The organism is Methylophilus sp. 14 (genome assembly GCF_015354345.1).
GTDB lineage: Bacteria > Pseudomonadota > Gammaproteobacteria > Burkholderiales > Methylophilaceae > Methylophilus.
Genome location: NZ_JADKYS010000001.1, coordinates 701,956 through 714,873, shown reverse-complemented (window position 1 = coordinate 714,873; position 12,918 = coordinate 701,956). Strand labels below are relative to the sequence as shown.

General features: G+C 48.1%; 12 protein-coding genes and 1 tRNA gene. 3 read left to right on the top strand and 10 right to left on the bottom strand.

The annotated features are described in order from the left end of the window. Positions 1 to 67: 67 nt before the first annotated feature. The 3 genes from INP78_RS03625 to INP78_RS03615 all read left to right on the top strand — a co-directional run bounded on the left by INP78_RS03625 (position 68) and on the right by INP78_RS03615 (position 4,123). Positions 68 to 2,170: a bifunctional diguanylate cyclase/phosphodiesterase gene (locus INP78_RS03625; RefSeq protein ID WP_194740801.1), complete on the top strand. Its 2,103-nt coding sequence runs from the start codon at positions 68 to 70 to the stop codon at positions 2,168 to 2,170. A 233-nt stretch (positions 2,171 to 2,403) separates the two neighbouring features. Then, a complete protein-coding gene (locus tag INP78_RS03620) occupies positions 2,404 to 3,051 on the top strand; it encodes a PEP-CTERM sorting domain-containing protein (protein ID WP_194740800.1) in 648 nt (215 codons plus the stop codon). A gap of 334 nt (positions 3,052 to 3,385) precedes the next feature. Further along, positions 3,386 to 4,123, top strand: a complete 738-nt coding sequence (locus INP78_RS03615) for a DUF1566 domain-containing protein (RefSeq protein ID WP_194740799.1) — start codon at positions 3,386 to 3,388, stop codon at positions 4,121 to 4,123. A 63-nt stretch (positions 4,124 to 4,186) separates the two neighbouring features. Here the strand turns inward: INP78_RS03615 and INP78_RS03610 are convergent, their stop codons facing one another. The 10 genes from INP78_RS03610 to thrS all read right to left on the bottom strand — a co-directional run bounded on the left by INP78_RS03610 (position 4,187) and on the right by thrS (position 12,717). Next, the gene (locus INP78_RS03610) at positions 4,187 to 4,504 is read right to left on the bottom strand and encodes a hypothetical protein (protein WP_194740798.1); all 318 of its coding nucleotides are present in this window, start codon (positions 4,502 to 4,504) and stop codon (positions 4,187 to 4,189) included. 520 nt (positions 4,505 to 5,024) lie between these two features. Further along, a tRNA-Pro gene (locus INP78_RS03605) sits at positions 5,025 to 5,101 on the bottom strand. A gap of 105 nt (positions 5,102 to 5,206) precedes the next feature. Then, positions 5,207 to 5,635, bottom strand: coding sequence for a MerR family transcriptional regulator (locus INP78_RS03600; RefSeq protein WP_194740797.1), 429 nt, complete (start codon positions 5,633 to 5,635; stop codon positions 5,207 to 5,209). 14 nt (positions 5,636 to 5,649) lie between these two features. Continuing rightward, complete coding sequence (locus INP78_RS03595) at positions 5,650 to 5,964, bottom strand: integration host factor subunit alpha (RefSeq protein ID WP_018985782.1); 315 nt, start codon at positions 5,962 to 5,964, stop codon at positions 5,650 to 5,652. Positions 5,965 to 6,054: 90 nt separating this feature from the next. Continuing rightward, positions 6,055 to 8,403, bottom strand: coding sequence for a phenylalanine--tRNA ligase subunit beta (pheT, locus tag INP78_RS03590; protein WP_194740796.1), 2,349 nt, complete (start codon positions 8,401 to 8,403; stop codon positions 6,055 to 6,057). Positions 8,404 to 8,454: 51 nt separating this feature from the next. Beyond that, positions 8,455 to 9,456 (bottom strand): phenylalanine--tRNA ligase subunit alpha, encoded by a 1,002-nt coding sequence (gene pheS / locus INP78_RS03585; RefSeq protein ID WP_194740795.1) that lies wholly within the window; start codon positions 9,454 to 9,456, stop codon positions 8,455 to 8,457. Between the two features lie 75 nt (positions 9,457 to 9,531). After that, positions 9,532 to 9,891 (bottom strand): 50S ribosomal protein L20, encoded by a 360-nt coding sequence (rplT, locus tag INP78_RS03580; protein ID WP_018985785.1) that lies wholly within the window; start codon positions 9,889 to 9,891, stop codon positions 9,532 to 9,534. 10 nt (positions 9,892 to 9,901) lie between these two features. Next, positions 9,902 to 10,099 (bottom strand): 50S ribosomal protein L35, encoded by a 198-nt coding sequence (gene rpmI, locus INP78_RS03575; protein WP_019881750.1) that lies wholly within the window; start codon positions 10,097 to 10,099, stop codon positions 9,902 to 9,904. A gap of 85 nt (positions 10,100 to 10,184) precedes the next feature. Next, a complete protein-coding gene (gene infC, locus INP78_RS03570; RefSeq protein ID WP_368667967.1) occupies positions 10,185 to 10,751 on the bottom strand; it encodes a translation initiation factor IF-3 in 567 nt (188 codons plus the stop codon). Positions 10,752 to 10,794: 43 nt separating this feature from the next. Further along, a complete protein-coding gene (thrS, locus tag INP78_RS03565; protein WP_194740794.1) occupies positions 10,795 to 12,717 on the bottom strand; it encodes a threonine--tRNA ligase in 1,923 nt (640 codons plus the stop codon). Between the last annotated feature and the right edge of the window lie 201 nt (positions 12,718 to 12,918).

Here is a 12,918-nt window from a genome sequence, read left to right as displayed (position 1 = left end):
TCTATGGCGCTGCTGCCAGACTGTGTATATGCCTGCTGGTTCAATTTAAACAGACATCCTGGAATCCATGCACTTTTTCCAAAACTTAAGTATCCAGTCCAGATTACTGTTATTAGTTATCGGGCCGGTATTCGCGCTCTCCTGTATTCTGTTGTTGTTCGACTTTAAAGAACAACTACAACACGAAGAAGACAAACTCAGCCAGCATGCCCTGACCACCGCAAAATTCCTGTCAGCGGTGATACACAATCAAACCGAGTTGCATGGCCAGGACTATATCGGCCGCTTGCTCAGAGCCAGCCAGCTCAACCGGGAACCCTATTTATCCCTGATTATTGCCGATGCCGATAATCACACCATCGCCAATCTGGGCACCTCTTTCAGCATTAACGAAACATTGCCACAGCAAGACACCATGGTCATGCAGCAAAACACGCATGACATCACCATGGTCAAAGTATTTTCCACTGAATCTACGCATCGTTTGCTGGGCTATGTGTTTGTCGCCATCGACAAAGCCTCACTGATTGAGGACCATCGCCAGGCATTTATTAAAAACGTAGGCTACATTACGCTGGCACTGATACTGTGCTCCATACTCGTGAGTTGGGTGAGTCGCTCCATCAGCCAGCCGATTCGTGACATGACGTCGGCACTCAAGCGGTTTGTGATCGGCGGCCAGCAAGTCAGCCATGGCAAAAATACCCTGCCGGAAATCAAATCGCTGCAAAGTACTATCAACCAAATCTCCAGGGATATGCAGCATGTTGAAGCTGACATGCGACACCGCATTCAAGACGCACAAGCCCAACTGCGCTACCAGGCGCGTCATGACGCCCTCACCGGCCTGGTCAATCGCCAAGAGCTGGAAAGACGGCTGCAACAAGCACTTCAAGATGTAAAACAGCATCGTGCTAACCATGTCTTCTGTTACATGGACCTCGACCAGTTCCGCGTCATTAACGATACCTGCGGTCACCTGGCCGGGGACGAAATGCTGCGCCAGATCAGTATGATCCTCAGCCAGCGCATCCGTGCAGAAGACACGTTTGCACGCCTGGGGGGTGACGAATTCGGCCTACTACTGAGCTACTGCCAGGTTGAAAAAGCCATAGAAATTGCCGCCCAGTTGCGGCAAATGGTTGAAACTTTCCGCTTCATGCATGAAGGTCGCTTGTTCCAGACCGGCATCAGTATTGGCATAGTCGAAATCACCACTGCTTTAAAAGATGTAGGTGAAATCACCCGCCATGCCGACGCCGCCTGCTACGTAGCAAAAGACAATGGCCGCAACCAGATCCACCTGTTCCATCCGGAAGATGACGTCTTGCTTAAGCGCCATGTTGAAATGGAGTGGGTGCTCCGCATTAACGAAGCCATTGAGCACAATGACTTTGTGCTTTACTGCCAGGGCATCTTCCCGCTGCAACAAAAAGAATTACCCCCCTTCTACGAAATCCTGATTCGCAAACGCGACGAACACGGCGGCATCATCCCCCCGGCTGAGTTCCTGCCCTCCGCAGAGCGTTACAACCTCATGACCAAGATAGACCGCTGGGTGATTCAGCATGCCTTTATGGCACTGCAACCGCTGTTTAAAATGCAGTCCAGCGTGAATCCTTTCATCGTCAGCATTAACCTGTCAGGCATGTCATTAGGCGACGCCCAACTGCTACCCTATATCCAGAATTGCTTTGAAACCTATGACATCTCTCCTAGCCATGTCTGCTTCGAGGTCACAGAAACCTCAGCCATCATTAACATCGACAATACGATCAAGCTAATTAAAGAACTGCAAAAAATGGGCACACGCTTCATGCTCGACGACTTTGGTAGCGGCATGTCATCATTCAGCTACCTCAAACACTTACCCGTCAACTTCCTGAAAATGGATGGTGCCTACGTCAAAGACATCACCAGCAACAAAGTTGACCTGGCGATGGCCAAAGCCATCCAAAGTGTCGCGCAATCGATGGAGATTCAAACCATCGCCGAATATGTCGAAGATGAGGCCACCCTAGACTGCCTGAAAGGCATGGGGGTTGCTTACGCCCAAGGCTTCTATTTAAACCGCCCTATGCCACTCAGCGAAGCATTGGCACACCATATCGGCACCATTAACAATCAACAACAGATCGCTGCGGCAATTGCGCCTGACATGACGATTTAACGACTCAACGGTGCGAATAGAACTTAGCCTTAGAACCCTTTATTTATAATGACAATGACTATTACATTCAAATAGTTACCCCACTTCAGTAAAAGTCACCCAAAAACTTTCCCACTTTAGACACCTCAAAATAGCCCTTTCGGGCTATCGCGACTTTCTTCTAGCTTTCATTTAAATTAGGCATAATTGGCATGCTTTTTTCTTAGTAATAAAAATAAATAAGGGAGATAACTATGTTTTCGAGAGTTTCAACATCTAAAGCTTTAATTTGTGCGGCTTTGCTCGTAGGAGCATTCACAACCTCAGCAAATGCAGCTGTTTACTCAAATACAAGAGACTATTCAGACATATTTTGGTTTGGAGCTGATGATGACACAACCAGCTATGGACAGGTATTTAATACCTCCACTGGTATATTAACGGACTGGTCTTTCTTTATACTAAGTGGCAATCAAGGTAATCTAAGTTTAGTAATTGCAGATTGGGATGGTACTAAGGCTGTTGGCCCTGCCTTGTACTCCAATACAATTTTCTACGCAGGGGGATACCAAGAATTATCTTTTAGTAACATAAATACGCATTTAACTACAGGAAGTTATATTGGTTATCTTACGGTCGCCAATGTGACAGACCCCGTAAGTAATGGATATTTTGCAGGGTCTACATCAGATGGTGGCTTATCTGGCAGCTTTCGCTACTCACATTCATATGGAGTTGATCCGTTGACTATGGATAGTGACTGGTCAGGTTATTGGGTTCCAAATATGCAGTTTTCTGCGACAATTACAGCCGCCACAGTACCTGAGCCAGAAAACCTAGCAATGCTTATGGCAGGTTTAGGACTGCTCAGCATCGCTGTGCGCCGTAACAAACAGGCATAATTTCTTGATGAATCAAAGGCCGGGTAACCGGCCTTTATTGTTTGTTGCGCGCACTGGATTTAGGTTCCAGCGCTGGCAGGCACGGTGCGAATAGAACTTAGCCTTGAAACCATTTATTTATAATGACAATGGCTATTACATTCAAATTGTTACCCCCAAAGTTACCCCACTTTAGTAAAAGTCACCCCTTAGACCTGCTCATCTAAGACATCCACCGAATAGCCCATTCGGACTATGATGCTTTTCTTCCAGCTTTAATTTTAATTAGGCATAATCGCGATAGCGTTATTACGCCATTTAACAATAATCAAAATAACTTAGGAGAGGTGGTTGTATGGTTTCAACGATAAAACAAACAATCCTGGCAGCATCAATCGCATTAATTAGTTTCAATGCTCACGCAACGCTCACTTCATACAATGCTAATGGTGTCGATTTAGTTTACAGCTCGGTCAGTGATGTCACCTGGACAAAAGATGCGAACTTAATCTATAGCATGATTGTGGATCAAGGCTTTGACAACTTGGTTAACAATATTATTGCAGCGAATCAAACCAGTACTTACACATTAAGCGCCGCGGACTTTGAGTTCAATGCTATCAGCAGATATGGTCAAATCTCTTGGTTTGGAGCTATTGCATTTGGCAACTACCTCAATAGCATTAGTTACGGTGGTAGCAACGATTGGAGGTTACCAACCGTTGCCAATACGAACGGCGGCTGGAATTCAACTACTAATGGTGTTGTAGCGGGCGATGAAATGTCAGAGTTATTTTATCAAGAGCTTAACGGTGTAGCTTTCCAGACACTACCTGACACGACTACTTTTGATAACGAACAGTTTGATGTTTATTGGTCTGGAACAGAATCGAGTGCTAACTCTAATGAAGCATGGTTCTTTTTCACAAGCGATGGCAACCAACAGACTCTTAGTAAAACCAACTATCGAATGTACGCTTGGTTTGTCAGCCCTGGCCAAATAACCACAGTGCCTGAACCAGAAAACTTAGCTATGCTTTTAGCAGGTCTAGGCTTGCTGGGTGTTGCTGTACATCGTAAGAAGCGAGCGTAATTAGAGCTTGATGAGCAAAAGGCCGGGATAACCGGCCTTTATTGTTTGTTGCGTACATTGGATTTAGGTTCCAGCGCGACTCTTGGCCAAGAAAATGGCAATAGCCGCGAACCCTAAAGGCATTGCAACACTTATAATCGTGATCAAGGTTTGATTATCCGAAAAAGGGATATCTGCAGTTAATATCCAAGACACCGCAACGCCTAACAAACAACCTATCACACCAATTGAAGAGTATCGCTTTAAGCCTGGCACAACAGCCAGTAGTATAAATGTACCGACCACAGCAAAAAGCTGTAGAAAAAGAGAAGTAAAAGCATCCTCTCCATGAGCATATGCTGGCAGAGCAAATCCAAGTAATAGTATTAATATAATCTGCATATACTAACTTCTCGACATTAGAGTTCGAGTATCTCCTTTCGCACCATATACCTGATTTCGAGTCAGGTACACAGAGTCTAATCAGTTCGATTCCGGCTCCGGGCACTGGCCTAAGTTAATCTCTAGGGATTAAATTAGCGTAACAAAGTTGCTGCTTTTAAACCCCATTTCTCTGGCCTATTCAGAGCATTTCAGCACAACTGGCCGATACTTTTCGGTGTCGTCGCCATTCGCAACCGCCACCTCTCTGTACGTTTGTCATTGAAAATCACTTGAGGACAAACGCTTTGGGAAATCAAGTGCAAACCTTAGCCTAAAAAAAGGACAAACACATTTGGCATATTCACGCCGTTATTTCGTTACACCCCAGGTACACCAGTTAGCAAATTCATGATGGTATCGTTAGCCATCACTTAGCTTAGATCGCATATCGACAGTGAAGTGAAAGAGGAACTGGTTACGAATTGGTTACGTTCAGGTCAATAGAGAAAGTCGAAATTCGCTAGAATGGCTTATTTATTGGTCGGAACGGTGTGATTCGAACACACGACCCCTTGCACCCCATGCAAGTGCGCTACCAGGCTGCGCTACGCCCCGACGTTAGAATCGAACAGGAACCTGCTCGAAAAGAAGGCTGCATTATAAAACAAAACCGCATATTCGCTAAGCAGAATATGCGGTTTTATAAGCTTGGTAGACACTTCAGGCGGGTGCTTTGAGCAGTTGAAGTACCTGTTGAATTTGCTCTCTTAGCGCGGCAACATCAACCACTGGCAGTTTAGACTCTTCAGCGATGAGTGACTGCGTATTGGCGACCACAGCGCTGGTAACATCGTTGCCAGAGCGTGGTTTCTCTATCTTTTCATCAACACCATCCAGGCGGTTGCGGGCACCACTGATGGTAAACCCTTGCTCATAAAGCAATTCGCGGATTTTACGAATCAGCAGGACTTCGTGGTGCTGGTAGTAGCGACGGTTACCACGGCGCTTGACCGGTTTTAGCTGGGTGAACTCTTGCTCCCAGTAACGCAGTACGTGCGGCTTGACCCCGCACAACTCGCTTACCTCACCGATGGTGAAATAGCGTTTGGCAGGGATAGGCGGCAAGGCGACTTTTTGCGTTTCTACCATGTTTGGGAGTCAGATTAGGCTTGTGCTTGTAATGGTTGTTCTGCGTAGTGTTCTTCTACGCGTAATTTTAATTTTTGACTGGCGTGAAAAGTCACTACACGGCGTGCAGAAATTGGGATTTCTTCGCCAGTTTTTGGATTACGGCCTGGGCGCTCGGATTTTGTACGCAGTTCAAAGTTACCAAAACCGGACAGCTTGACGCTATCGCCCTGCTCCAGCGCGTTGCGAACTTCTTCAAAAAACGCTTCCACCATGTCCTTGGCTTCACGCTTATTCAGCCCGACTTGTTCAAACAACAAATCGGCCAAGTCAGCTTTTGTGAGTGTCATTAACGATCCCCTGAACCTTCTTATTATGCGAGATGCTTGTGTTGTATCAACTGTTATCCTTGGTGTTATCCGATGACTATCCCAATGATATTATCTGAGTGACGCAGCAAATTTGGATGACCAGTTGTTGAGGATTCGTGCCACGATCGTATCCACTTCCTCATCGACCATTGTCTTGCAAGTATCTTGCATAAGTACAAGAAATGCAAGGCTTTTTTTGTTTTCGGGCACACCTTTACCATGATAAACATCGAACAATTTCACCTGTTTTAGCTGAGAAATGTTCTCATTCATCACCGCATCAATCATTGCTTGAGCCGATACAGATTGCTCAACGACCATCGCTAAATCTCTACGAACCGGCAGGAATTTGCTGACCTCGCTATAGGCAGGCACCTGGGTAGCCAATGCCGCATCGGCATCCAATTCAAACAGGTAACAGGCACTGGTTAACCCATATTGCTGCTGCCATTGTGGATGCAATTTACCTAACCAACCGACCGCTTTGTCACCCAGGTAAATGCGGGCAGACTGGCCTGGATGCAAAGCAGGATGTTGTTCGACGGCAAAGCGCACCGGTTGCGCAAATAACGCCTCCACATGTGCTTTGGCATCGTAAAAATCAAAAGCGCGTGCCTCGGCAGCCCATTGTTCAGGCTGCACACTGCCATAGACCAAGCCAGACAAGGTCAATGTTTCGACAAAGCCTTGCGCGCCCTTCTCATAACGGGCACCCAATTCAAACAGCATGGCACGTGTTTGTTGGCGCTTGAGGTTGTAATCCAGCGCATCCAGCAATCCGCCCCACAAACCTGAGCGCATCACGCTCAGGTTGCTGGCAATTGGATTTTTCAGCGCAATCGGCTGGCTATTGCCATATAAATCACGCTCCCAGCTAGCATCGACAAAGCTGTAAGTCACTACCTCCTGATAACCATTATTCACCATGACATCACGCAGCCAGTGTTTGCTGCGTGTGGCCTCTGGCGCGACCAGCATACCTTGCGAAGCGACTGGCGTGAGCGCCGGGATATGCTCATAGCCATGCAAGCGTGCAACTTCTTCAATCAGGTCTTCTTCGCGTGCAATATCAAAACGGAAGCTAGGTGCGCTCACATTAAACACACCGTTAGCTTCGGTATACACAAATCCCAATTGCGTCAGTAACTGACCCACTTGCGCCAGGCTAACGTCTATGCCCAGGATGGACAGCAGATAAGCATGACGCAGCGCGACTTGTTTGCGCACAGGTAGCTGTGCAGTCACGGCGGTCACCGCACCAGCCTGACCACCACAAATCTCCAGCACCAATGCTGTCGCACGTTCCAGCGCATTCAAGGTGTTGCCAAAGTCCACACCACGCTCAAAACGATAAGAGGAGTCTGTGCTCAAACCCAAACGGCGCGCTTTGCCTGCCATGACGTCTGGCGTAAAGAAAGCGCTTTCCAGAAAGATCGCTTGTGTAGCATCGGTGACAGAAGTCGGTTTACCGCCCATCACCCCCGCCAAGGCAACCGGTCCATTGCCATCAGCGATCACCAGATCATCTGCCTTTAAAATCACTTCTGTGTCATTGAGCAAAGCTAGCTTTTCACTAGCATTGGCAAAACGTACGACCACATCACCTTGTAACAGCGCATGGTCAAACGCATGCATAGGCTGACCCAGCTCCAGCAGCACATAATTGGTGATATCGACCAGGGCACTGATGCTACGGATGCCGCTACGCTCTAAACGGCGCACCATCCAGTCAGGGGTTTTGGCCTGGGCATTCACGCCTGTAATGACACGGCCATAATAAGCCGGGCAAGCCTCTGCCGCACTGAGAGTCACAGCCTTGGTCAGGTTGCTACCAATCGCCGCAGTTGCAATCTCAGGCGTCGTGATTGGTGCACCGGTCATCGCCACCACATCGCGGGCGATGCCTAGAATGCTTAAACAGTCGGCACGGTTAGGCGTGAGTTTTAAGATATAGGTGCTGTCATTCAGGTCTAGGTATTCGCGGATATCCTGGCCGACCGTAGCATCTGCTGGCAATTCCAGAATGCCATTGGCTTCGGTCGCAATGCCCAGCTCTTTGGCAGAACACAACATACCAAAAGACTCTACACCACGCACTTTGGCTTGTTTAATCTGGATACCTGGCAGCTCAGCGCCTACCAGCGCACAGGGTATTTTGATCCCCACGCGTGCATTCGAAGCGCCGCAGACAATTTGCAGGACCTCTTCGCCAACTTTCACTTTACATACTTGCAAGCGGTCTGCATCCGGGTGTTTGGCTGCTTCCAGAATCTCGGCCACCACCACATGGCTAAACGCCGGCGCGACTGGGGTTAACTCTTCCACTTCCAGACCGGCCATGGTCAATGCGTGACCAAGTTGCGCGGTATCCAGTGATGGATTCACCATGGAACGTAACCATTGTTCGGAGAACTGCATATGTGTCTAACCCTGTATAAATTCGGTATTTAAAGTGATCTGGCGATGGAATTATTTAATAAACTGCTGCAAAAAGCGCAGGTCATTATTAAAGAAATGACGCAGGTCATTCACCCCGTAGCGCAACATGGCCAGGCGCTCCACGCCCAAGCCAAAGGCAAAGCCACGGTATTTTTCGCTATCGATATTGACGTGCTTAAGCACCTCTGGGTGCACCATGCCACAACCCCCAATCTCCAACCAGCCACCGTTCCAGCTCATGTCCATCTCGGCCGATGGCTCAGTAAACGGGAAGAATGACGGACGGAAACGCACAGTGAGATCATCACGCTCGAAAAACTTTTGCAAGAAGTCTTGCACTACGCCTTTGAGATTAGCAAAGCTGATTTGCTCGTCTACCCACAAGCCTTCCACCTGGTGAAACATCGGCGAGTGCGTGGCATCGGAGTCGACACGGTACACGCGACCTGGCGCAATAATCTTCAACGGTGGCGTATTGTTTTCCATGTAATGCACTTGCACCGGCGAGGTATGCGTACGCAAGACGTGCTCCATGCTGTCATTACCGCTATCAATGTAAAAGGTATCGTGCATGGCACGCGCCGGATGGTTATCCGGAATATTCAGCGCGGTGAAATTATAAAAATCGGTTTCGATTTCAGGGCCATCTGCCACGCTAAAACCAATGGAGTGAAACAGCTCTTCTACACGACGCAAAGTCAATGTCACCGGATGCAAGCCACCGGCGGATTGGGCACGCGCGGGCAAAGTCACGTCTATGGTTTCACTAGCCAGCTGTTTGGCCTGCGCAGCGGCCAGAATACTGTCACGGCGGTCATTCAAGGCCTGCTCAACGGCTTGTTTAACCACATTAATCGCCGCTCCGGCTGCGGGACGCTCTTCAGCCGTCAATTTCCCCAGCCCTTTCAAGGCGTCGGTCAGCGCGCCAGACTTACCCAGGTATTTGGCCTTGGCATTTTCCAGTGCAGGAACATCATGACAAGCCGCAAAGTCTTGTGCAGCTTCTGCGATTAAGTGATTGAGATCAGCCATCGTGCGTATTCTTCAAGTTTTAAGTAACATTAAAATAAAAAAAGAGGCCGCAGCCTCTTTTTTTGGTAGGTCTGATTAGGCGCTTAAACCTGTTTTAGCCAATTCTACGAATTTAGCAAAAGCAGCTTTATCGAACACGGCCAGATCAGCCAATACTTTACGGTCAACTTCAACCGCAGATTTTTTCAGACCGTTCATGAAACGGCTGTATGTCAAACCAGCTTCACGGGCTGCCGCGTTGATACGGGCAATCCACAGTGCGCGGAATTGACGTTTTTTCTGACGACGGTCACGGTATGCGTATTGACCGGCTTTCATTACCGCCTGTTTGGCAACACGGTAGACGTTCTTACGACGACCACGGTAACCTTTAGCAGCATTTAAAACTTTTTTGTGTTTAGCGCGTGCGATGACACCACGTTTTACTCTAGGCATGTCGGTCTCCTTATTGTGTTGGCATCATTGCGCGGACGCGTTTCACGTCAGTCGCAGAAATAATGGAAGTACCGCGCAGCTTACGCTTTTGCTTGGTGGTTTTCTTGGTCAGAATGTGGCGCAAGTGAGAGTGTGTACGCTTCACTTTACCGTTACCCAAGAACTTGAAGCGCTTTTTCGCGCTGCTCTTTGTCTTCATCTTTGGCATTTTTTTCTCCTTAGAGGTTGAATAAAGAGTAACTAGGCAGCCAATTTAGCCGTATTACTCCAAAAAACTTGTACTACTTAAAACCTTATTCTTCGCTTGGTGCTGCTTTTTCAGCTTTTTTGGCCACCGGCGCCGCTTTTTTCGCAGGCGCCAACACCATCACCATTTGGCGGCCTTCCATTTTAGGATATTGCTCCACCAATGCATGCTCTGTTAAATCTGCCTCCAGGCGCTTTAACAAAGCCAAACCAAATTCCTGGTGCGTAATTTCGCGGCCACGGAAACGCAAAGTAATCTTTGCTTTATCGCCATCACCCAAAAAGCGGATGATATTGCGTAATTTAATATTGTAATCGCCGTCATCGGTGCCAGGTCTGAATTTGACCTCTTTAATCTGCACCTGTTTTTGTTTCAGTTTTTGCTCATGCAGACGCTTGCTCTCGGCGTATTTGAACTTGCCATAATCCATCAAACGGCACACTGGCGGTGCGGCATTTGGCGCAATTTCAACAATATCAATATCAGCTTCTTCCGCTTTGGCAAAGGCCTCTCTCAGAGTCATCACACCTAACGGTTCGCCATCTACACCAATCAAACGCACTTGTGGCGCAGTAATATCGCCATTGATGCGTGTATCTTTATCTTGAGCTATAACAATCCCCTAACAATAAACAAAGCCGCACGAATACCCGAAATTAGACCCGGTTTTGGATGTCTTGCTGTATGTGCGCTACAAACGCTTCTACCGACATCACACCCAGATCTTCACCTTTTCTGGTACGTACGGCCACATGACCATTTTGCATTTCTTTGTCGCCCACCACAATCAGGTATGGCAACTTTTGCAAACTATGTTCGCGTATTTTATAGGTAATCTTCTCATTTCTCAAGTCAAAATCGCATCGAATGCCATTTTTCTTTAATTTTTCAACCACTTGGCGCACATAATCGGCTTGACCATCAGAAATATTGAGCACCATGACCTGCACAGGCGACAACCAGACCGGCATCGCGCCCGCAAAGTTTTCGATCAAAATACCCAAAAAACGCTCCATCGAACCGACAATGGCGCGGTGCAACATAATCGGGCGCTGACGTGTATTGTCTTCAGCCACATACTCCGCGCCCAGGCGCTCAGGCAAGTTAGGGTCAAGCTGGATCGTGCCGCACTGCCACATACGCCCCAGCGAGTCTTTGAGCGTAAACTCGATTTTCGGGCCGTAAAACGCGCCCTCCCCTGGCTGGTATTCAAACTCCAGGCCATTGGCTTTAATGGCGTTGGCCAAGGCAGTTTCTGCCATATCCCAGGCTTCTTCCGTGCCGACGCGCCTTTCCGGGCGGGTAGACAATTTGACGATCACATCGTCAAAACCAAAGTCTTTGTAGACTTCATAGAGCATCTTAATAAAGTCTGCCACCTCGGCTTCAACTTGTGACTCCATACAGAAAATATGGGCATCATCCTGGGTAAAACCACGCACACGCATCAAGCCATGCAGCGAACCCGAAGGCTCGTTACGGTGGCAGGAACCAAACTCCGCCAAACGCAACGGCAAGTCGCGATAGCTGTGCAGACTGCTATTAAAAATCTGGATATGACCAGGACAGTTCATCGGTTTGACCGCGTAATCACGGCTTTCTGACTGGGTGACAAACATATTGTCACGGTAGTTTTGCCAGTGACCAGACTTTTCCCACAGGGTTTTATCTAGCACAGTCGGTGTGCGTACTTCCTGGTAATCGTATTCTTTAAATTTGGCACGCATGTACTGCTCAACTTCTTGCCAAATCACCCAGCCGCGCGGATGCCAGAACACCATGCCAGGCGCATCTTCCTGCATATGGTAGAAATCGAGTTGTTTACCCAGTTTGCGGTGGTCGCGCTTCTCAGCCTCTTCCAGCATATGCAGATAAGCTTCCAGCTCATCTTTATTGCGCCAAGCCGTGCCATACACGCGTTGTAGCATTTCGTTATTGCTGTCACCACGCCAGTAAGCACCCGCCAGCTTCATTAATTTAAACGCTTTGAGTTTGCCAGTATTCGGCACGTGCGGGCCACGGCATAAGTCTGTGAAATTACCTTCAGAGTATAAAGACACATCTTCATTGCTAGGGATGCTGGCAATAATCTCGGCTTTGTAATGCTCGTTAATGCTCTTGAAGTAAGCCACTGCTTCATCGCGCGGCAACACTTTGCGCTCGACTTTTTCGTCTTTTTTCGCCAGCTCGGCCATTTTCTTTTCGATAGCTGCTAGATCGTCCGGCGTAAACGGGCGCTTGTAGCTAAAGTCATAGTAAAAGCCATTATCAATGACAGGACCGATGGTCACTTGCGCATCCGGGAAAAGCTCTTTCACCGCATACGCCAGCAAGTGCGCGGTGGAGTGACGAATCACTTCCAGGCCTTCATCGTTCTTGTCGGTAATGATGGCGAGGTCTACGTCCTGCTCAATCAGATGACTGGTATCGACCAGTTTAGCTTCCTGACCTGTATACGTGACCTTACCCGCCAGCGCGGCTTTCGCCAGACCAGCACCAATATTCAACGCAACATCGGCCACGGTCACCGGCTGTTCAAAACTTCTGGACGACCCATCAGGCAAGCGGATTACAGGCATGACTCTCTCTCTTAAACATTAAACAACCAAATAAAACAAGCACATGGCACCTGTTTTTGGTCAAACCTCGATTATCTCACAGCGCACGAAAATTCCGCAATCAGAAACCGAGCGCAGCCGCATTAAAGGTGCTGATACAAAGCGATACACTCCGATACAAAACCTGCATTCAGTCACGCGCCGCCCTGACGTTAAACCAGT